This is a genomic window from Actinomadura sp. GC306 (assembly GCF_004348665.1).
Classification (GTDB): domain Bacteria; phylum Actinomycetota; class Actinomycetes; order Streptosporangiales; family Streptosporangiaceae; genus Spirillospora.
Genome location: NZ_SMKM01000029.1, coordinates 17,950 through 37,894, shown reverse-complemented (window position 1 = coordinate 37,894; position 19,945 = coordinate 17,950). Strand labels below are relative to the sequence as shown.

General features: G+C 67.2%; 18 protein-coding genes. 13 read left to right on the top strand and 5 right to left on the bottom strand.

The window, feature by feature from the left end:
- Positions 1 to 174: 174 nt before the first annotated feature.
- Both E1200_RS07210 and E1200_RS07205 read right to left on the bottom strand, forming a co-directional pair.
- Positions 175 to 780: a GAF domain-containing protein gene (locus tag E1200_RS07210; protein ID WP_131951020.1), complete on the bottom strand. Its 606-nt coding sequence runs from the start codon at positions 778 to 780 to the stop codon at positions 175 to 177.
- Positions 781 to 891: 111 nt separating this feature from the next.
- Entirely contained in the window at positions 892 to 1,371 is a 480-nt protein-coding gene (locus E1200_RS07205) for an STAS domain-containing protein (protein ID WP_165950231.1), read from the bottom strand.
- A gap of 642 nt (positions 1,372 to 2,013) precedes the next feature.
- On the opposite strand from E1200_RS07205, the gene E1200_RS07200 reads away from it, so the two are divergent.
- On the top strand, positions 2,014 to 2,193 hold the full coding sequence (locus tag E1200_RS07200; RefSeq protein WP_131951018.1) for a hypothetical protein: 180 nt from the start codon (positions 2,014 to 2,016) through the stop codon (positions 2,191 to 2,193).
- A gap of 404 nt (positions 2,194 to 2,597) precedes the next feature.
- Positions 2,598 to 3,170 carry a DUF5994 family protein gene (locus E1200_RS07195; protein ID WP_347813201.1) on the top strand — a complete coding sequence of 191 codons (573 nt, stop codon included), beginning with the start codon at positions 2,598 to 2,600 and terminating at the stop codon, positions 3,168 to 3,170.
- A 203-nt stretch (positions 3,171 to 3,373) separates the two neighbouring features.
- On the opposite strand, the gene E1200_RS07190 is transcribed toward E1200_RS07195, so the two are convergent.
- A complete protein-coding gene (locus E1200_RS07190; RefSeq protein ID WP_243708390.1) occupies positions 3,374 to 4,468 on the bottom strand; it encodes an acyl-CoA desaturase in 1,095 nt (364 codons plus the stop codon).
- A 274-nt stretch (positions 4,469 to 4,742) separates the two neighbouring features.
- On the opposite strand from E1200_RS07190, the gene E1200_RS07185 reads away from it, so the two are divergent.
- Positions 4,743 to 5,417 carry a GAF domain-containing protein gene (locus tag E1200_RS07185; RefSeq protein ID WP_131951015.1) on the top strand — a complete coding sequence of 225 codons (675 nt, stop codon included), beginning with the start codon at positions 4,743 to 4,745 and terminating at the stop codon, positions 5,415 to 5,417.
- Between the two features lie 100 nt (positions 5,418 to 5,517).
- Positions 5,518 to 6,285: a GAF and ANTAR domain-containing protein gene (locus E1200_RS07180; protein ID WP_131951014.1), complete on the top strand. Its 768-nt coding sequence runs from the start codon at positions 5,518 to 5,520 to the stop codon at positions 6,283 to 6,285.
- A gap of 202 nt (positions 6,286 to 6,487) precedes the next feature.
- On the opposite strand, the gene E1200_RS07175 is transcribed toward E1200_RS07180, so the two are convergent.
- Entirely contained in the window at positions 6,488 to 7,012 is a 525-nt protein-coding gene (locus tag E1200_RS07175; RefSeq protein WP_165950230.1) for an STAS domain-containing protein, read from the bottom strand.
- Between the two features lie 307 nt (positions 7,013 to 7,319).
- Between E1200_RS07175 and E1200_RS07170 the strand changes: the two genes are divergently transcribed.
- The 5 genes from E1200_RS07170 (at position 7,320) to E1200_RS07150 (ending at position 10,400) form a co-directional block, all read left to right on the top strand.
- Positions 7,320 to 8,300 (top strand): YihY/virulence factor BrkB family protein, encoded by a 981-nt coding sequence (locus tag E1200_RS07170; protein WP_165966252.1) that lies wholly within the window; start codon positions 7,320 to 7,322, stop codon positions 8,298 to 8,300.
- 553 nt (positions 8,301 to 8,853) lie between these two features.
- A complete protein-coding gene (locus E1200_RS07165; RefSeq protein WP_131951011.1) occupies positions 8,854 to 9,102 on the top strand; it encodes a DUF1049 domain-containing protein in 249 nt (82 codons plus the stop codon).
- 47 nt (positions 9,103 to 9,149) lie between these two features.
- Complete coding sequence (locus tag E1200_RS07160; protein WP_131951010.1) at positions 9,150 to 9,728, top strand: DUF5994 family protein; 579 nt, start codon at positions 9,150 to 9,152, stop codon at positions 9,726 to 9,728.
- A gap of 127 nt (positions 9,729 to 9,855) precedes the next feature.
- Complete coding sequence (locus tag E1200_RS07155; protein WP_207933220.1) at positions 9,856 to 10,185, top strand: STAS domain-containing protein; 330 nt, start codon at positions 9,856 to 9,858, stop codon at positions 10,183 to 10,185.
- Complete coding sequence (locus E1200_RS07150; protein WP_131951008.1) at positions 10,182 to 10,400, top strand: hypothetical protein; 219 nt, start codon at positions 10,182 to 10,184, stop codon at positions 10,398 to 10,400. Before E1200_RS07155 ends, E1200_RS07150 begins: the two co-directional genes overlap by 4 nt.
- Positions 10,401 to 10,467: 67 nt before the next feature.
- On the opposite strand, the gene E1200_RS07145 is transcribed toward E1200_RS07150, so the two are convergent.
- Positions 10,468 to 11,706: a PP2C family protein-serine/threonine phosphatase gene (locus E1200_RS07145; RefSeq protein WP_243708389.1), complete on the bottom strand. Its 1,239-nt coding sequence runs from the start codon at positions 11,704 to 11,706 to the stop codon at positions 10,468 to 10,470.
- Positions 11,707 to 11,838: 132 nt separating this feature from the next.
- Here E1200_RS07145 and E1200_RS07140 point away from each other — a divergent pair, with 132 nt between their 5' ends.
- The 4 genes from E1200_RS07140 to E1200_RS07125 all read left to right on the top strand — a co-directional run bounded on the left by E1200_RS07140 (position 11,839) and on the right by E1200_RS07125 (position 19,784).
- On the top strand, positions 11,839 to 13,017 hold the full coding sequence (locus tag E1200_RS07140; RefSeq protein ID WP_131951007.1) for a recombinase family protein: 1,179 nt from the start codon (positions 11,839 to 11,841) through the stop codon (positions 13,015 to 13,017).
- A 785-nt stretch (positions 13,018 to 13,802) separates the two neighbouring features.
- Complete coding sequence (locus E1200_RS07135) at positions 13,803 to 14,996, top strand: sigma-70 family RNA polymerase sigma factor (RefSeq protein WP_165950228.1); 1,194 nt, start codon at positions 13,803 to 13,805, stop codon at positions 14,994 to 14,996.
- Positions 14,983 to 18,021: a helicase C-terminal domain-containing protein gene (locus tag E1200_RS07130; RefSeq protein WP_131951005.1), complete on the top strand. Its 3,039-nt coding sequence runs from the start codon at positions 14,983 to 14,985 to the stop codon at positions 18,019 to 18,021. Before E1200_RS07135 ends, E1200_RS07130 begins: the two co-directional genes overlap by 14 nt.
- A gap of 14 nt (positions 18,022 to 18,035) precedes the next feature.
- Positions 18,036 to 19,784 carry a hypothetical protein gene (locus tag E1200_RS07125; protein ID WP_131951004.1) on the top strand — a complete coding sequence of 583 codons (1,749 nt, stop codon included), beginning with the start codon at positions 18,036 to 18,038 and terminating at the stop codon, positions 19,782 to 19,784.
- The last annotated feature ends 161 nt before the right edge of the window (positions 19,785 to 19,945 follow it).

Below are 19,945 nucleotides of genomic sequence, written 5' to 3'. Positions count from 1 at the left end.
CCCAACGCCCGCCTAAGCATCCCATCCCGCTTCCCGATATCCCGTAACCGCGTGTCGATGGAGTGACGAGCCAGGAGCTGTTAGGGGTGTAGGCGATCTCGACGGTGTTCGCCCTGGTCGCGTGAGCGACGTGAACCTCCACGAGCCATTGCGCAAACAGCAGGGGCGGCTGTGTCAGCTTCGCGTGGGTGGAGGGCGGAGGGCGATGATGGGTGCGCACGCGCTGTCTGGTGGGGTGGTTGTGCGTCGGTCTTCGGCGAGTTGGACCAGGCGGGCGGCGGTGTCGGCGAACAGCAGTAGTTGGCGGCCGGTGGAGGGGCTGAACGGCTCGGCGCTCGGCCGTGCGAGAACGGCGAGAACTCCGTGGGTGGCCTCGCCGTTGTCCAGTGGCAGGATCAGGATCGGCCCGGCCGGTAAGGCGCTGAGCGTCTGATCGGTGACGATTCGCGCTGACAGGGCCCGGCGGGAGTTGAACGCCTGGCCGAGCATCGACCGTCCGCGCCGGACGGTCAGTCCGCGTATCCGGTCGCTGCCGACGCCGACCGCGACATCGATCCGCAGGGTGTGGGCTTCTTCGGCGGGCAGCGCGATGAATGCGAGTGGAACGCCTGCCATGGAGCGGGCCCGCTCGGTCACGAGCTTCAGCAGGCTGGGCACGGTGGTCCCGTTCAGGACCGCCGCCATCAGGTCGAATGAGGCGGCCAGCCGCCGCCGGTCGGCCGCGCCCCGGGACGTGCCCGATGGGCCCCAGAGGGTCGCCGGTAGTTCGTCGTCGGTCATGTTGTCATCCCGCTCTCTTCTCTGGCCGGGCGGTGGCCGGGCCTCGATGTCGCGGGCCGCAGATCTGCACTGGCCATGGCCCGTTCGGTGGGTGCGAGCGCCTGCGCGCAGTCAGGCCGCGGTCGACCGGCTGTCCGGGCTTGCGTCCTGGGCGTCGGTGGCGGAGGAACCGACCATGAACACGCGATGCAGTCCGGTGACCCGCAGCAGATCGGTCGGCTGCGGGCGGAGGCGGGCGAGAGTCAAGGTGGCGCCGGTCGCTTCGGCCCGGCGGCGTGCGCCAACGAGCATCGCCAATCCGGACGCGTCGCAGGACGTCACGTCCGACAGGTCGACGGTCACGTACACGCCGCAGTCCCGCAGCGCGGCGTACAGGCGTTCCCGCAGAACCGGGGTGGAGGCGGCGTCGAGATCGCCGCTGATGGCGATGACGGTGCGATCGTTGAGCCGTGCAAGGGTCAGGCCGAGGGGTTCGGCGGAGTGGTCGGCCGTTTGGACGAGGTGGTGTTGCGGCGTCATGGCGCCGGGCCTGTCTGGGCTGAAGCGCCCGAGTATGGAGAAACCAGGGGATGTAGGCTTGGCCGCCCGCATAGCGAAAACCCTCGTCATCGTGAGTCTACGCGCTTGCCTTGCCATCGCGCTGTGTGTGGGGCTCCGCCTGGCCTTGGCTTCAGAGGCGAGCCTGGACGCTCGCGGACTCCGGTGGGCGCCCCTGGTCCGCGCCCGGCACGAGAACGGTGAACGGCATCGGGCCGGCGAATCGCTTCGAAAGCGGCGGCTTCGAGCGGCCTGAACTGCCCGCCGGTGATGCGCGGCGGCTGGCCTGGGACACGACCGCGCCGCCCAGCACCGTGTTGGCCCGCCTGGACGGCGTCATGGCCGACTTGTGTGACCGGCTCATGGAGCGCACGGAGCCCAGCGGCGAGGACGATGTCGCGCTCCCGCTCTGCGCATCCCCGGCTGACGGCCGCTGCTGCGCGCACACCCGCTACCGGGCCGCGGGGCCAGGGGCTTGGTGCCTTAGGCGGGGGCACAAGCGTTCGGCCATCACCGGAGGGGGATCACTGCGACGCGCGTAGACTGCGGTCATCCGGCCAATGGCGACATCCCGCCCGGTTGACTCGCCATACCGGCTTTGCAGGGAATGCCGTGCCCCTTCCGGAACGCGCCCGCCGCGACCGCGCTCTCCGACCGTCTCCCATAAGCCCTGCCGGACCTCTTGCGATCATCGCTGTGGCGGTCATCGTCCTCACGGTGTTGTGGAAGACCGCCACGCCGCTGATGGCGATCACCATGGCCGCGGCCGCTCTGCTCGCCGGAGTGATCCTGCTCGTCCTGATGTACGGGACCAGGCCGTGCCGACGCCGTGAGGGCGCCGGTTCGTTGGGGCTGTGGCGGCGTCGCCGATTCTGAGACTCCGCCGCATCCGGCGGAGGGCGAGACCGCACAGGAATGCCGGAGTGGCGTCCGCCATCCGGGGGCGCGGTCCGGACAGCAGGCCGGTAGTGGGCGCGCCACGTTCCGGATCATCTGACGGCGACGTGGGTGATGCCGCTCATCGAAGGCCAAGAAAAGTATAATTAATGGCATTTGGATTTTGCCGCGCTCTGCCCCCGAAACGTCAGCAAATCATGAGTATGATGTAGATATCTGATAAACAGGGCATCGTAGCTATGGGGTAGCTCGACTCGCCGGCCGTCCTGAGAAATCACTTTTGCCGCATCTGTGGGGTAGCGAAGTATCGGGTCGGCCCCGTCCCCGCCGACAACGCACCCGGGGGTCGCCGTCCGCGCCTCTCGGGAGAGGGGTGCAGACCTATGCGAACCGCTGCCGGACGAAGAACGACCATCAGCTTCTCCCCGTCCATGACTCCTCGGCTGGCGATGCGGCCGTCGGCCCCGACCGACCGCGCTGGTCCGAAGCAAGACGATACGAGCCGCACGCGGGTGGACGGTGCCTGGTGGCCCCGCTCGGTCGATCCAGCCGTGGAGTTGCCCGGACTGGTTCTGGCACTGCAAGCACAGGGCCCGTCGGACGAGCATTCCCCCATCGTCCACATCATGCTGCGCGCGACCGACTGGGACGCCCATCCCCGCCGGCTGCGCGTCGACGGCCCGGAGGACACCAGGGAGGTGCTGCTCAGCTGGTTCGGCAACCTTCCCGCCGGACTGCTCACCGCGATCTATGCCGACGGCCGTCGCGTCGACCTTCTCACCGTCCCGGCCTCAACCGACGATGCGGCGGCACGGGCCGCCCTGGAAACGGCCGCCCGCATGTCCGCCCCTGAGAAGCCGACCGACCCGCGCGACCGCTCCCGGACACGATCGACGGCGCAGAACGCCGGGAAATCTGATGGGGGACGGCTACAAGAACAGCCGCCGGCACGCTGAACCGGACGCCACCCGGCCTGTGAGGCGCCAGGGGACGCGCCGATGCCCCGCCAGCGTAGGCGCAGCGCGCCGCCGATCCAGGCCCGCTCAGCTTGGGGAGGAGCAGACGGCCCCGAGGCGGGCGGCACGGCCCGTCGGCGAGGAAAGCTCAGAGCTCGGGCAAGCCAGTGCCGCGATCCGGCGCCGGTGACCGGCCGGCGCGGTCAGTACTCCAGCTCGGGACGCAACGGCCCGCCGACCGCATGGAGATGGCGCAGCGCCTGCGCGTAGGACTGGAGGAGACTCGTCTCGCAGTAGGCGACGCCGTGCCGGTCGCTGAAGGCGCGCACCAGTGCCTGCGCGCGGCGCAGGTTGGGCCGCGGCATGGACGGGAACAGGTGGTGCTCGATCTGGTAGTTCAGTCCGCCGAGCGCGAAATCGGTGATCCGGCCACCGCGGATGTTGCGCGCGGTCGTGACCTGCCGGCGCAGATAGTCCGTCTTGTCGTTCCTGCCGAGCATCGGCATGCCCTTGTGATTAGGGGCGAACGAGCAGCCCAGGTACAGGCCGAACAGGCCCTGCTGGAGGAGGAGGAAGCCCACGGCCTGCAGCGGAGGGAGTACCCAGAACAGGGCGGTGAGATATCCGCCGATGTGGGCGAGCAGCAGACCGCCCTCGGCCAAACGGGTTCTGCCCGGCTCGCGCGCGGTGGCATTGCCGCCGAACAGGGCGCGGACACTCGCGAGATGCAGATGGAATCCTTCCAGGAGCAGCATCGGGAAGAACAGCCACGCCTGGTGCCGGGCCAGCCAGACACCGGGGCCGTGCCGGGCCCGAACGCTCTCGCGGGTGAAGATGATCGCTCCGGTGGCGACGTCGGGATCGCGGTCGATCTGATTGGGGTGGGCGTGATGCCGGTTGTGCTTGGAGATCCACCACCCGTAGCTGAGCCCGACCAGTAGGTTGCCGTGCAGTCGCCCCAGCAGCTCGTTCACCCGCTTGGAGCCCGATATCTGCTGGTGACCCGCGTCGTGCCCGAGGAACGCGGTCTGCGTGAAGGCGACTGCCAGGAACACCGCCACCAGCAGTTGCCACCAGGACGGCCCGACCAGTGCGAAGGCCGCCCAACCGGCCGCCAGCAGGACGAGATTCGAAACGATCTTGACGGTGTAGTAGCCCGGCCGCCGGGTCAGCAGTCCGGCCCGCTTCACCTCGCGGGACAGCAGCGCGTAGTCGCTGCCCCGCGGACCCGCATCGCCCCGGTCCCGGGCGGCTGCACTGCCGGGGGCTGGAACGTCCGTGGTCACGCTTGTGGTCACACTGTCCTCTCCCATACGGGCGAGCATTCCCGAGAAACGCCCGCCGATTACTTCCAGCGAAACTCACTGGCGCGAGACGCCGACACAGGCGATCCGAGCAGCGCCCAACAGCAGAGCCGATCGCCTCGCGGTGCCGAGACTGTGCGACGCTGGGTTCAGGGTGTGGCCATCCGGTCGCTTCGGACAGCGGAGGCGGTGAGCGGCTATACCAACAGCGGGCGAGGCGCGGGCGGCCCGGTTATGGGAGCTGGTCGCCGGGTGTGCGGACGGTGAGATGGTAACGGCCGCGCATGTGTGCCAGGCGGCCGTGGCGGCGGTGGAGGTGGACGGGTCGGCGGTGTCGGTGGCGGCCCGGCCGGACCGCCGGCAGCGGGCGCACGCCACCGATGCGGTGGCCGCGCTCTTGGAGGAGCAGCAGTTCACCCTGGGGGAAGGTCCGGGCATCGAGGCCGGTGCCTCTGGCGGCCAGGTGCTGGTCGCCGATGTGTCCTCGCTGGCCGGCGCCTCCCGGTGGCCGGTGTTCGCGCCGGTGGCCGCGGCGGCCGGGGTACGGGCGATGTTCGCCTTCCCGCTGCAGGTGGGGGCGATCCGGCTGGGCACTCTCACCCTGTACCGGGTCAGGCCGGGACCGCTGACCGCGGAGCAGGTCGCCGACGCCGTGACGCTGTGCCGGACGGCGGTGGCGGTGATGCTGACCGCGGGCCGGACCTCGCCCGACGGCACGACCTCGGATCAGGGGGCCTGGCCGCTGGGCGGGCCGGGCGAGGGCAGGATCGAGGTGTATCAGGCGACCGGGATGGTCGCCGTCCAGCTCGGCGTGGGTCTGCAGGACGCGTTCGCGGCGTTGCGCGCCCGCGCCTTCACCGAAGGCGTCCCGTTGGCCCGGCTAGCCCGCCAGGTGGTGGACCGGCGGCTGCGGTTCCATCCCGACGACCTTCCCGACGGGTGACGACACGATGGATCGACACGATGACCACTGCGGTCTACGAGAGACGACATCACACGACAGGACCCCCAGCCACTGGGCCGAGGAAACGGATTGAGCAGCCATGCCACAGCAACAACGACTCGCTGAGGTGTTCGTCGAGCTGGCCGACACCCTGGTGGTCGACTTCGATCTCATCGAGTTCCTGCACCGGCTGGCCGAGCGCTGCGTGGAACTGCTGAAGGTGGAGGCGGCCGGGATCCTGCTCACCGACCAGGCCGACGAGCTACAGGTGATCGCGGCTTCTACCGAACAGACCCGGCTGCTGGAGTTGTTCCAACTCCAAGCCCGGCAGGGCCCCTGTCTGGACTGCTTCGCCACCGGCCGGCCCGTCAGGGTCGCCGACCTCGCCGCCGAAGCCTCCCGGTGGCCGCTGTTCAGCGCCGCGGCCCTCGACGCCGGCTACGGCGGGGTGGTGGCGTTGCCGATGCGGATGCGAGAGCGGATCATCGGCGCGATGAACCTGTTCACCGCCCCCTCCACGGTCCTGGCCGTCGACGAGGCGACCACGGTCCAGTCGCTGGGGCAGGCCATGGCCGACGTCGCCACCATCGGCATCCTGGGCGAACGCGCGGCCCGCGAACATCAGCTGCTGTCACAGCAACTGCAGATCGCGCTCAACAGCCGTGTGATCATCGAGCAGGCCAAGGGCATGCTCGCCGAGCGCCACCAGACCTCACTCGATCAGGCCTTCGCCGCTCTGCGCGCCCAGGCCCGCGACACCAACCGCAAACTCGCCGACCTCGCGCTGGCCGTCATCGACGACGACCCCGCCGTGATGGGCTTCCTGCACCCGCCACACGATCCCGGCCGCCGCGCCGACCACGGTTGACCGCGAAACGATGACGGGAACGAACGAGCACCCGGATGCCTGCCCGCTCGGCAGGTGACGCCCGGTACGCCGCGGGCTTCACGGGCCGATGGGTTCTCGGCCGCGGTCGTGGCCGCGCGGCGTCGTGCAGCGATCCGGGCCGCGGTGGGCCAGCGCACGTCGTACGCCCAGCCAAGCGCCTCCAACCGGAGCACTGGGCAGGTCAGCCGTCGAGGGCGCTTTCCGGGTGCTGAGCCGTGCGATCGTCACGTCGGCGCAGCGCCGCCAACGCGTCCGCCGGCTTCGGATGCAGGCTGATGACCTCGCCGATGCCGGTGAGGCGAAGGACGCGATCGACCCGCCCCGTGGCTCCGGCCATGCTCAGGACCAGCCGCTGATTCCGGGCGTGTTTGAAAGCCTTGACCAGGACCGTGATGCCGCTGGCGTCGCAGAACCTGAGGCGCGTGAGGTCGATGACCACACCGCTGCTCGGCGCGGTGCGGCCGTGGCCGGTGGACGCGCTGGTGATCATGGTGTTGAGCCGGACGGTCAGCCAGCTGCTGTTGGACGCGTCGATCTCCCCGGCCAGTGCCAGCAGCGTCGCCGTCGACCCGGCACCGCACTCGACGTCCGTCCGCCGGAGACTGACCGGCGCCCCGGCTCGGCCGCGGTCGCCGGCCGTGGTGTCCAGACCCGCCCGCGTTTTCTGTGGAACGGAGGATGGGGGCGAGGATTCGAATGCCGTCATGACGACCTTCCCTGGAGCGTATGCACCTACGCCGCCAGGGTCTGGAGCGGCCGGACAGACGATTACCGCCGTCGCACGCAGCATAGACCGCTCACGACCTGCGGTCTAACCCTGCGATCGGGTCCAGACCTCTCGCATGATGCCCAGGGGACGGTCATGCCGTACCGGACCTGAACGTCCTGCACTACGAGGCCGAGGCGCGGCTACTGCCGCCGGACGTCGCCGACCGGGCAGGAGACGGCCCGCGCCCGAACCGGGCGGTCGAGCGTTGGGGGCGCGCTGATGGGGGAAGAAGAGCCGTGTGGGAGTGGTCGGCCGCGTGGACGCCTATCAGAGGCGGCATCGCTGGGCGGGACTGCCGCTGGCGGTGGTGTACAAGTTCGTGGACGACCAGGGCGCGTACCTCACGGCGTTGATCACTTATTACGGGTTCGTGTCGCTGTTCCCGCTGCTGCTGCTGTTGGTCACCGCTCTGGGGTTCGCGTTGGAGGACAACCCGGATCTGCAGCAACGTGTACTGGATTCGGCGCTCGCGCAGTTCCCGGTCCTCGGGGACCAGATCGGCGCGAACATCCATAGCTTTCAAGGAAGCATCCTGGCCCTGGCCACGGGTTCCATAGGCAGCCTGTACGGCGGCCTGGGCGTCGTACAGGCTGCACAGAACGCCCTGAACAAGATGTGGGGGGTGCCGCGCAACTCGCGGCCGAACCCCTTCGCCGCCAGGGTGCGCAGCCTGGCGCTGCTGGCGTTCGGTGGCGCGGTGATCCTGGTGACCACGCTGCTGTCGGCGGTGACCGCATCCGGTGGGGTTCTCGGCGGCGGCGCCGGTGTGCGGGCGGTGGCGATCCTGGTGGCCGTCGCCGTCAACGTCGTGCTGTTCACCGTGGCGTTCCGGGTGCTGACCGCCCGGCGGCTCACCATCGCGCAGGTCCGGACGGGGGCGATCACCGCGGCGCTGGTATGGCAGGTCATTCAGTGGGCCGGCACGTTCCTGCTCGGTCACATGCTCAAGGGCGCCAGCGCCACCTACGGCATGTTCGGGATCGTCCTCGGCCTACTGACGTGGATCTATCTGGGCGCGGTCACCTTCGTGCTGAGCGCCGAGATCAACGTCGTCCGGGAGCAGCGGCTGTGGCCCCGCAGCCTCCTGACGCCCTTCACCGACAACGTCGAGCTGACCGCCGGGGACCGGCGCGCCTACACCTCCTACGCCGAGACCGAACGTCACAAAGGCTTCGAGAACGTCGACGTGGAGTTCGATCCGCCTCGACGCGATGACCCGGACTGACGTCCGGGCCGCCCCCGCGCCGGGCCGCGTCAGCGGCGGGCCGCGTCAGCGGCGGGCGAGCTGGCGTTCGCCGCCGGTGCCGGGCCGGCGGTCCGGCCGTAGCGTCGCGTCCGGCCCGACCTCTCCCGGGGTGCTGGCCGGCTGCGTCCAGCAAGCGCGACGGCCCGAGGACGGACACGGTCAATCCATGCATAAACCCATCACTCGCGCTGGTAGCCCGTCGCCTCGACCGGAATACAGCAGAAGTGGGGGCGGGTTTCTCGTACTCCGGCGTCGGCGGTTACGATGCGTGAGTGAAGCGCTCAGAAACTATGTGCGTTTTCCGTATATCGGCGAATAGTCGAGTAGAATAAAAAGTATCCGGTAAACGACGGCATCCTGTTCTGAGGGTTGATCCGCCACACCGGCCGCCCCCCTGAGAGGGGGAGTGATGCAGACCTCGCACAGGCCGCGCGCCAACGGGCGCACCGGTCAGACCGGTTCAGCGTCCCAGCTCAACCCACCTGGCCCCAGGCTCCCCGATCGGCGCAAGCAGCCACCTGCGCAGCGAACGGTGACGGCGGTCCGCACCAGCGTGGTGTGGTCAGAGCTGTGGGCCGTCGCGGCCATCTCGGTCCTCTTCATGGTGCTCCTGGTGAGCAATACCGGCGATGTGCGGATCTCCTTCGCCGGGCTGAGCGGCGTCCTGCCGCTGGCGGTCGTGCTCATGGCCGCCATGGCCGCCGGGATCGCGGTCACCCTGATCCTGGGGTCCGCCCGCCTCACGCAACTGCGCCCGCTGACCCGCAAGCGCCTCCGCTGAGCACCCCCAGCCGCCGCACCGATCGGAAGCCAAGAAAGGCGCCTGCCATGTGGACCACCGCCGAACGCCGCACCACGATCAGCTTGTCACCGCCCTCGACGCCACGGCTGCTGCTGCGCCCCGCGGCCCCTCCGCGCTCCGCGCGTCCCCTGCTGGACGGCGGCTGGTGGCCCCGGTCCGCCGACCCGGTCGCGGAACTGCCCGGCCTGATCCTGGCCCTGCAGGACCACGGTCCCATCGACGACCACCGCCTCATCACCCACGTCATGCTCCGGGCGGACGACTGGGACAGCCGTCCCCGACGGCTGCGCATCGACGGCCCGGCCGACACCCGGGTGGTGCGGCTGAGCTGGTTCGACTCCCTGCCCTCCGGGCTGCTGACCGCCATCTACGCCGACGGCCGGCGTGTGGACCTGTTCACCGTCCCGGCCGCCACGCCCCGGGAGGAAGCCGAGGCGTCGATGGAGCTGGCGTCCCACCCTCACAACCTCCTGCACACCCCTGACCTGCTGGCCGCCCTCGCCTCACCACCCGGCCGGACGAACCGGGCTGGCACTTCGGACAGCTCGGAGAGCGCCTGGGAGTCCGAGGGCGGGCGACTCCGAGAAGAGTTCGCGGCACGTTGATCCGGCCCGCCGCCCCGGGTCGTCCGGCAGTATGGACCATCTGCGATCGGAGATCGCCATGACCGCTCTTATCACCATCCCCACGTCGGCTGCCCGAAGTCTGGTCCGGGCCCCCGACGAGGTGAGGATGCCCGCCCGCCAGCGCCCTGGCCACACCATCGTCGCGTTGTCGGAGGCCCTGGACGGCGCCGCCGCTCCGGCACTGCGCGAGCACCTGATCGGCGCGTTGCGGCGCAGCGGCCGACTCCTGATCCTCGATCTGGGGGAGGTGGCGTCCGCCGACGCGGCCGGACTGGCCGTATTGGTCGGCATCCAGCGCCGCGCCGCCGCACTCGGCATCACGCTCCGGCTCGTCGCCCCCGGCCATCAGGTCGCCGCGCTCCTCCGCGTCACCGCGCTCGACCGCGCCCTGCCCCTCTACCCGGCCCCGGACCTCCACACCGAACTCGCCGCATGACGGCGATCACGCCGTGCGCCGCCTCCCGACGGGCGGTTCGGCGTCCGCGCGGGACCGGCTCGCACTCCGGGCTCGACGACCGTGACCAGGACGACAGGTGCCCGATGACCATGAAAGACGATTATCTGCGGCTGATGATGGGTCTCATCAGCGGCATGGCCATTGCGGTGGCCCTCGTCTGCGCGCTCATCGTGGCGGGCGCCTTCGTCTCCTGACGCGACCGAGGGCAGGAACCACATCATGCTCGGCGCTCGCCCTACCCGGCCGGCCCGGGATCTTCGGTCACAGGAGTGGTCTGCTGAGGTGGTCGGCGGTTCCGCCGCGCCATTCGATGAGGAAGAGGGTGGCGTCGTCGCTGGTGACCCCGCTTCGTTCGCGCATGAGGGTGTGGGAGAGGTCGCGCACCATCTGCTGGACGGTCGCGCTGGCGGGTCCGACGCGTTCGATGGTGGCGATCAGGCGGTCCTCGCCGAACTGTTCCCCGCCAGCGGTGTGCTCTTCGACGAGGCCGTCGGTGTAGGCCAGAACGCGGTCGCCGGGGCGGAGCCGCTCGCTGTTGATCTCAGGTTTCGAGCCGCCGAAGCCGACGGGCAGGGTGCTCGTGCCTTCCAGGGCGCCGATGACGCGGTGGTCGCGGATCAGCATCGGGGCGGGGTGGCCGGCGTTGACCCATTCCAGGTGGCCGGTACCGGTGTTGAGGCGCATCATCTGTGCGGTGACGAAGTGGTCGGGGCCGAACTGGGCGTCGATGGCGGTGTCCATGAACGCGTACAGCTCGGCGAGGCCGGCTTGGGCGCGTCTGGCATGGCGGTAGGCGCCCACGGCGACGGTGGCCAGTACGGCGGCGTTCAAGCCGTGTCCCATCGCGTCGATCACGGCGAGGTGGAGGACGTCGTCGTTGAGGGCGTAGTCGAGGCTGTCGCCTGCGACGTTGTAGGCGGGTTCCAGGATGCCGGCGACGGCGACCTGCGGCGTGGTCATGGTCAGTGGAGGCAGCAGCGACCACTGGATCTCCGCGGACACGCTCATCGGCTCGCGTCGTCGCGTCCGCAGGAACTGGTCGGTGTAGTGGTTCTTGGTGACCAGCATGTCGGCGACCAGGCCGGCCAGCCGCCGCAGCAGCCGGCGGTCGTCGTCATCGACGCTGTCCAGGGTCAGGGCCATCACGCCGATCTCGTCACTGCCGTCCAGCAGCGGCAAGAACATCCGCACACCGTCGTCCCGCGGCTGCTCGACGACGGTCTCCGACAGGAACGCGCGCCCGGCCGGAGACCCCTCCAGCCGCAGTGGTTCGCCGTCGGTGAGGCCCCTGCCCGGCAGCGGCACCAGAGAGAGCTGGGCGTAGTCCTGCAGCAGGATCGAGATGTCCCGGCCGCCGATCGCGCGTATCTCCTCGGCCACCAGGGGGGCGATGAGCTGCGGCGGCATCTCGTGTGCCCGATCCAGCAGCTGGCCCAGCAGCCGCTCGCCGAACCCTTCGCCGCGGTCGACCGCATCCCCAGGTCCGCTCAGTTCCCTCACAGTCGTCTATGTGCCCTCCGGAAGGGTCGGTGACTCTACGTATTGGAGGGTGTTCCAAGTCGTGAGCGGTCTAGGGCTTCAAACACCGGACGGCCGCCGTACGGGTACGCGGCCAGGAAGGTCCCTCACCCGGTGGCCGCGCGCCGCGAACAGGGAGCCACCAAGCACGTGCTGGTCCCCGACGAAGTGCGGGGCCCGGTCGTCCAAGCGATCTTCGAGATGCGGATAGATGAACGCCTGGGATACCAGGAGATCGCCGACCGTCTCAACGTCGACCTGGAGCGGAGTCCGCCACCAGTCGCGACGGCCAAGTCCCGAAGCGTGGGCAGGTGGACCTACTCCTCGGTCCGCGACGTCTTGTGCAACCCCAAGTACACCGGCTACATGGTGTGGAACCGCAAAGCCACATCTTCGGCGGGCGGTAGGAGCAACCCGCCCGAGGCGTGGGTGTGGTCCGGGCAGCCCACCCACCCTGGCCTGGTGACGATCGAGGTCTTCACCGAGGCGCAACGGGTCGCCCGCGACAACGTACGGTCGCGGAGTCGCTCCGGTGGCCCGAGCAGGCCCAAGAAGCCTCGGCGGGTCTTCGCGCTGAGGTCCTACATGGCTTGTGGGCTGTGCGGGCGGCGGATGTTCGGCAAGCAGGACTCCGGCCACACCTACTACGTGTGCAGCCCGAAGCGCGCGTACCTGCCCGACGGGCATCCCGCCGTGATCCGGGTGCGGGAAAAGCCTCTGCTGGAGGGGCTGAACGAGTTCTTCAACCGCGAGATCTTCGGTGCCCACCGCCGCGAACGCCTGCAGGCGCTTCTCGCCCATTTGGACGGCGAGCACCTGGACGAGCACCAGAGGCAGGTCGCGACGGCCAAAGCCAAGATCAAGGACCTGGCCCGGCGGCAAGCGCGCGTGCTCGATCCGCTGGAGAACCTGGAGGAGCCGACCCCGGCACTCGTTCAGCGTGTCAACGAGCGCGCCGCCGAGATCGCCGCAGATCTGAAGGCAGAACAGGCCAGGCTCCGGGAACTCCAGGAGACGGCACCCCTCCGCCCGGCACCCGAACTGCTGGATCTGCTGCCGACCGGACCGGTCGACCTGGAACTACTCCCTGAGCCGACGCTGCGGCGGCTGCTGGATGTCTTCGGGTTGAAGATGCACCACGACCGGGAGAACAGCCTCGTGGAGTGCGAGGTGACGATCACATCCGAGATCGTCGATATGCAGCGCGATGTGGCGAACGTGGTGGTCGGTTCCGGTCGAGCCGGTTCCGTTGGTACCCCCTACGGGGAACCGCGCGCATGGCTGCACCCATAACCCCACCACCCACCGCTGCCAACTAACAATCCCATCCCGCTTCCCGATCGGATGATCGCGGGCGCCGTGGCGCCACGCAAACAGCCGCCTGCTCGCCGCATCCGAAGCGGACCAGCGACCGTGTGCGAACGTTCACCAGTGTCCATTTCGGCGGTGGTCACAACCACTTGCATATGCCCAACGCAGCGATCAGCGGCGTCTACCGCATCACGGTGGGGGATAGCCACCGAAGCCCTCGCGTCGCAGCACCCCGCCCGTACGCGCGGCAGATGCCTACGGGCCGTCGTCGCAGGCCCCGACGAAACGCCCGCGCGCTATCCGCTCTGAGGGGCGAAGATCTCCCCAGACGGCGAGGCCCATTCTGGCCACTACTGATCCCAGCAGGTGAGCGGGATGCACTGCTCAACCGACGCACAGTGACCTCTTTCGGTCACAACATGACTAACCGGACATCGGATGCGTGTCGTGCACGTAGAGTGAAATTCGATTCCCGAGCAACCAAGGCTACAGCTTCGCGCTAACTGCAGATGCCAACACCAAGCATATCTCCTCGCTCACGCCTGAGCCTATCAAGCCCCAAAATGGCTCGTCAACGAATCGTACACAAGCGCCTTCCATGACTTTTTCAGGGAGCCCAGGACACACTCTTCGCATTCTTGCCCCATATTCCCTTGACCTGTCGTTCCTTCCGGGAATATTGTGCGTTTCCTGTTCAGGGGATGTCGCGGTGCGGACTGCGGCGAGCCGGAAAAGCCGGCCTTGTGGGTTGCGGGAGGAAACTCACGATGAAAGTCAATGAGTTGGTCGAGCGCGCCTACTCGGCGTTGCTGGAGGATGTCGAGCGCGTCGGGCCTTTAACGCGTACTCATGTCGTCACGGTCGCCAGCCGACGTGGGCTTAGCGCCGAGGAGGCGGCGCAGCTCCTTGGTCTGCTACTCGACGCAAGCGCTCTGGAGGAGTCAGCGCAGCTGACGGTCGGCTCGGAAGGAGCGCCTTCCGGGCTTTCACCTGCCCAGTCAGGCGCGGCAAGTGTCGACGGAGAGTCGGCTTTCGAGATGCGGTACACGATGCCAGGGAAGCTCGGCAAGCACCGGATCATGAATGCCGATCAAGAGGTCGCGCTCGGGCGTCGCATTCAGATCGGACTCCAGGCTAAAGAGGCTCTCGCTCGCGGTGAGGATTCCGCCGAGCTGAGGTCGCTGGCCAACGACGGTGATCTCGCGAGACACACCATGGTCGTCAATAACTGTCGGCTCGTCTTCGATATAGCCAAGGGCTTCATACCCCAGAGCGGCGAATTGGAGCTTGACGATCTCACGCAGGAAGGGATGCGGGGACTGAATCGGGCCGCGGAGAAGTTCGACCCCAACCTAGGCTATAAGTTCTCCACCTACGCCACCTGGTGGATCAGGCAGTCGATCTCACGAGCCATAGCGGACACGAGCACGTCGGTAAGGCTGCCCGTGCATGTCTGGGAGCAGTGGCGGCAGGTTGTCCGCTACCGCGGAGACTTCGAAACCCGTAACGGTCGACTGCCGAGCTTGGAGGAGATCGCCCAGGCCTTGGGAAAGGATCCGGGGACCCTCAAGGCGATCATCGAGTTCGCCTCACCTCTCGTGCATCTCGACGCCGTTGTCTCCGACGATCCAGATGGCTCCACTCTGGGCTCGCTGGTCTTGCATCAGGTGGGGCCATCAGTGGAGGACGAGGTTCTCGACACTGCGGTGCTCCATGCGATCGAGAAGCGCATCGAGGAGATCGCCAAGAACTACGACCCGAGGTTCACGCGGATCCTCGAAGGGCGCGCTGGGCTCCACGGCCATGAGCAGATGACCCTGGAGGATCTCGGTCGCGAGTTCAAGATCACCAGGGAACGCGTTCGTCAACTTGAGAAGCGCATCTTTACGATCATCCGGGAGGACGCCATCGTCGCCACCCTAGTTCACGACTACTTGGAGGGCCGCCATGGAGTCGCATGAGGCGGCCGAACGGTTCGTCGCTTGGCTGAACGACCGGGTGACGGCCGAAGGCCGCGGCGATGGGCGGACCGTGCTCGACGCCAACCCGGCCGGTGTCTTCTGGCTCGGTCGACTCGCCCCGGAGACTGACGCCGCCAAGTCGGTGAAGCGTGAGCGCCGCATGGATCCGTGCGCGATCGGAATGCGCGCGCGGCCGATGGCCGACAGCGCCTGGTCATTCACCGCTACGATCAAGGCCGTCGCCTGGAATCAGTTCGGCGATGACAAATGGCAGAAGACCGACGGGATCCAGATCAGCGTTCCCGTCGACGTGCGACCCGGCGATGAGAACCGAGCCTTCGGCGGTACGGCCGTCGCGGATGCCTTCGATGCGGTCGGGGCCCCTGGTGTGGTCGCCGAACTGCGAGTGACCGATGAGTCATGGCGCGGAACGCCCGAACTGGTCATCGAGCTGGTCAACGTCACGCCCGACGACGTGCGCAAGCGAGGCGAGCGCCACCTGTTCGAGGTGGAGCTGGAGATCACCGGACTACAGGCCGTGCCGTTCGAGCTGGAGTCCCTGCCCGACAGCTTCCGATACGACCGGCGTCTGCCAGCCATCGGGATCAACTGTGGCGTTGCCCTGCGCCCCGGCGGCAAGCTCGTGACCACCGACACCGTGGTAGTCGATCGGAAGCGGCCAGAGTACAACTTTGGCGGTACCGATCCGGCGGTCCTCGATCTGACCTTCGAGGCGCTTGCCTCCGATCCGGTGGCTCGTCTCACCGATCTGCTCCAGGCGTACCAGGCCTGGGGAGAGGATCACTGGTCGGACGCCCAGCTGGCTCGTCGTGCCCGCGACGAGGGATGGCAGCCAGGGATGGTCGCGCAAGCGCGGCAGGCTGCGGGCGACTACCGTGACGAGCTTGACCGACTCAACCGAGGACTGGCTGCCCTTAAGCGGGACAAACGTCTTCGGTACGCGTTCTCATTGATGAATCTCGCCATGGCACGAGCCTCACGTGCCAAGTACAACCAGTGGCGACCGTTCCAGATCGGCTTCGTCCTTTCCGTCCTGCCCAGCTTCGTCAAGGCGGGCACCGACTGGAATCATGTCGAGACTGTCTGGTTCACCACCGGTGGCGGCAAGACTGAAACCTACTTGGCGCTTCTTGTTCTCGCCGCTTTCTACGATCGGTTGCGGGGCAAGAGGTCGGGTATCACCGCCTGGAGCCGGTTCCCCCTGCGGATGCTGTCGCTCCAGCAGACCCAACGCTTCGCCGACGCCCTGGGGGCGGCCGAACTCATCCGCCGAGATCACAAGGTCGCTGGGGCGCCGATCTCCCTAGGCTACTTCGTGGGGGCGAACGCCACCCCGAACGCCATCCCCATCGAGCCAACGGACTTCAACCCGATCGACGTCGAGGACGATGCCATGCCGGCGCGATACCTCATCCTGACGTCGTGTCCGTTCTGTGGCACGAAGGGCGTCTACACCAAGTTCGACCGCAGGAACTGGACGCTTCGGCATCTCTGCCGCGACGGCGACTGCCCCAGCGACGGCGAGCCCCTGCCGTTCTACATCGTCGACCAGGAGATATATCGCTTCCTGCCAACAGTGGTGATCGGCACTTTGGACAAGGCGTCGCTCATCGCCATGCAGGCCAACATGCGGGGCTTCCTCGAAGGCCCCGCTGGCAAGTGCACACGGTCGATGCACGGCTACACCTACGCTCTGCGGAGTACTCGGCCCAATGGCTGCCTGGTTCCGGGCTGCAAAGCCGACGTCGAGCGGATCAAGGACGGTGAGCGCCCTGATTTCGCACCGTCCTTCCGGCTCCAGGACGAACTCCACCTGCTTCGTGACTCGTTGGGCGCTGTCGACTCCCATTACGAGTCGCTCATGGACTCGCTCCAAGAGCAACTCACCGGAACTCGACCAAAGATCATCGCGTCGTCGGCGACACTGACCGGCTACAACCGGCAGGTCGACGTCCTCTACCAGAGGCCAGGACGTGTGTTCCCTGTGCCCGGCCCATCGGCGCGTGAGTCGTTCTGGAGCCGGGAGACTGACCATCTGCTGCGCAGGTTCGTCGCCGTATGGCCTCGCGGAGTGACGCTTGAGTGGGTCAACGACCGCACGCTGACGATCCTTCAGCAGTCCGTCCGGCGTCTGCGCGAGCAACCAGAAGAGGTGTGCGCCGAAGTTGGAGTCGATTCAAAGTTCTCGGACTTTCTGCTGGACTTGTATGGCACCGACGTCATCTATGGGAACACCGTCCGCGACGTCGAGGCCGCGCTGCGTTCCACCGGTACCCAAGTACCAGTCGCTCCGCTGAATGTCGTGTCATTGACCGGACAGACTCAGTTCGAGCAGGTCCGGGAGGCGCTCGAACGACTTGAGCAACCCGAGGCCGAGTTCGACGAGCGCATCCATGTCGTCACGGCGTCCTCCATGATGTCCCACGGCGTCGACGTCAACCGCCTGAACATCATGACCGTGCTGGGTGTGCCGCTGACGACGGCCGAGTTCATCCAGGCCACCGCACGTGTCGGTCGTGCCCACCCGGGCCTCATCTATGTCATTCATAAGATCGGGCGAGAGCGGGATGCCACGGTGTTCTCTCACTTTGAGCCCTTCGTCCAGCAAGGCGACCGATTCGTCGAACCGATACCCGTGACCCGATCGAGCCGACGCGTCCTGGAGTTGACAACACCTGCGGCGATCGAATCACGTCGCCTGTTCGTCCACGAACCGAAATCTTCCGGTAAGCGCCTGACAACCGTCGATCTGCTCCGCAGATACTTCGCCACCATCGGAGTTGGAGCCGAGGAGGAGGCACGGGCATGCGCGGCAGCCCTGGGCATCGATGAAGCCAAGCATCTGGCCTTCAACGACGTCATGGAACAGCTGGAGGCCTATTTCGCGCGGCTTGAGGACACCGGCTTCGGAGCGAGATTCCCGAACGAGCTCTTCGATCGCGACCGCCGGCCCATGCTCTCGCTTCGCGATGTCGAAACCCAGGTCCCCGTCAGCGACGACTAACACCGGAGACTCCCATGAAAGACCAGCGCAGCGGAACGCAGATTCTCTATGGGTTCCTCCCCGAACAAACGGGTGACCTCCGGCGTGGTGTCTGGAAGTCGGTCGAGTGGAAGGATCCGATCACCCTCGACGTCGAGGACAGCCTCATCCGACGGCGACTGATCGAGGAGATGGAGGGCTGGGCGGCAGGTGCCGGCGGTCTCGACCCGAGCGTGGTCAAATCGCTCTATTCACGGGCGTCCATCGAAGTCGTGAGCGTCAACCGGCATCAGGGAGTCCGGGTCGAACGATTCCCCGAAGTCTGGGTCTGCAGAACCTGCCGACGCGTAGAGACCGGCAGCCCGAAAAAATGCGGCGGCGGCCACGACAACTGGCAGCAATTGCATTTCGTGGGCTACCACGAATGCGGTCGCCTTGAAGCACCACTCATTCCACGTTGCCCAGTCCATCACGAGACACGAATGCGCCATCAGTCAAGCATCGAAGCGGCGCGGATCGTCTTCGACTGCCCCCAATGCGACCAGGTCCTGCAGCGCGGGCTCGGGAGTCGCGTGTGTCCGTGCGGTCGTCAATACTCCGATCGACGTGGCGCCAAACTCCTCACCTACAACGTGCACCGCGCGACCAGCGTCTACTCTCCCCAGACTTTCGTCCTCATCAACCCGGCGAGCATGGAGCAGATGCGAAGACTGACCGCTGGCGGTGGCCAACGACGAGCACTAGCCTGGGCTCTCGGCGGTTTCGAGGGGACACCAGACATTCAGCGCACAACGGGCTCGTCCTTCGTTGAGGAGTTGCTGGCCAAGAACTTCTCTCGCGAACTCGCGGAGCAACTGGCGGCGCACGCGAAGGCGGCTGGAGAACTCGCCGATGAGGATGACCTCGGGCACTTGACGGACGCGGCTGGTCCCGTGATCGAGGCCGCCGAGCGGGACGCCGTCGATATCGCACTCGCGACAAGTGAGTCCCGGATCAGAGTCCCCGACCTTGTCACTGGCAATATCACCGACGAGGCACGGAGCCTCTTCGAGCGAGACTATCCCGCGTCCGTGCAGAGGGCCGGGTTCTCCAACGTCGACCTGGTCGACCGGTTTCCCGTCCTCAAAGCGGTCTACGGCTTCACCCGTGGCGGGCTAGCCCCAGGCGAAGCCCGCCTGAGCCGCTTCCACGGCAAGGGCAACAGCTACCGGGTCTACGCTGACCTGCAAAAGGCCGAAGCCTTGATGTTCCAACTCGACCCGGTCCGCGTCTATGACTGGCTAATCCACAGGGGACACCAACTCCCTGCGGCCGACGGCGAGCGAGCCACCCGCACGGCTATCGCTCGGGCCAACATCCCGAATCGTTTTACCGAATCCGGCCCAGGCCCTCGGTCACTCGGTGAGGACCTCCTGACGCTGACCCACTCATACGCCCACCGTGCCATTAGGCAGCTCGCCGTCTTCGCCGGCGTCGACCGCGAGGGTCTGGGTGAGTATCTCGTTCCCCGGCACTGCACCTTCTTCATCTTCGCGGCAACCCGCGGCGATTTCGTACTAGGTGGACTTCAAGCCGTCTTCGAAAACGACCTTGACAAGTTCCTCAATACGCTCGTCTCCGCCGAATCTCGTTGCGCGCTGGACCCCGCATGCGGCCGGAACGGAGGAGCCTGCCACGCGTGCTTGCACCTCGGTGAACCTACCTGCAACCACTTCAATCGCTTCCTCGACAGGAGGCACCTGTTCGGCCCCCAAGGCTATCTAGCCGCGACTCGGCCAGCTTGATCGACACCCCAACTTCATCCTTGCCCGAACGCGGAACCATGGAGTAACAGGGCTTAAATCGTTGCGGTACCCATTTTCGCCAGCCATGCCTATATAGGCAGGAGCAGCCGTCGGAAGATGGCATGGCTAGACTGGACGACGATCGATGTGCGCCTTACGAT

Excerpts from the sequence above, each read along its gene's own strand:
- E1200_RS07210 (WP_131951020.1), bottom strand. The coding sequence starts at position 780 with ATGACCGACGACGAACTACCGGCGACCCTCTGGGGCCCATCGGGCACG.
- E1200_RS07205 (WP_165950231.1), bottom strand. The coding sequence starts at position 1,371 with ATGCGGGCGGCCAAGCCTACATCCCCTGGTTTCTCCATACTCGGGCGC.
- E1200_RS07195 (WP_347813201.1), top strand. The coding sequence starts at position 2,598 with ATGCGAACCGCTGCCGGACGAAGAACGACCATCAGCTTCTCCCCGTCC.
- E1200_RS07185 (WP_131951015.1), top strand. The coding sequence starts at position 4,743 with ATGGTAACGGCCGCGCATGTGTGCCAGGCGGCCGTGGCGGCGGTGGAG.
- E1200_RS07180 (WP_131951014.1), top strand. The coding sequence starts at position 5,518 with ATGCCACAGCAACAACGACTCGCTGAGGTGTTCGTCGAGCTGGCCGAC.
- E1200_RS07175 (WP_165950230.1), bottom strand. The coding sequence starts at position 7,012 with ATGACGGCATTCGAATCCTCGCCCCCATCCTCCGTTCCACAGAAAACG.
- E1200_RS07160 (WP_131951010.1), top strand. The coding sequence starts at position 9,150 with ATGTGGACCACCGCCGAACGCCGCACCACGATCAGCTTGTCACCGCCC.
- E1200_RS07155 (WP_207933220.1), top strand. The coding sequence starts at position 9,856 with ATGCCCGCCCGCCAGCGCCCTGGCCACACCATCGTCGCGTTGTCGGAG.
- E1200_RS07150 (WP_131951008.1), top strand. The coding sequence starts at position 10,182 with ATGACGGCGATCACGCCGTGCGCCGCCTCCCGACGGGCGGTTCGGCGT.
- E1200_RS07135 (WP_165950228.1), top strand. The coding sequence starts at position 13,803 with ATGAAAGTCAATGAGTTGGTCGAGCGCGCCTACTCGGCGTTGCTGGAG.
- E1200_RS07130 (WP_131951005.1), top strand. The coding sequence starts at position 14,983 with ATGGAGTCGCATGAGGCGGCCGAACGGTTCGTCGCTTGGCTGAACGAC.
- E1200_RS07125 (WP_131951004.1), top strand. The coding sequence starts at position 18,036 with ATGAAAGACCAGCGCAGCGGAACGCAGATTCTCTATGGGTTCCTCCCC.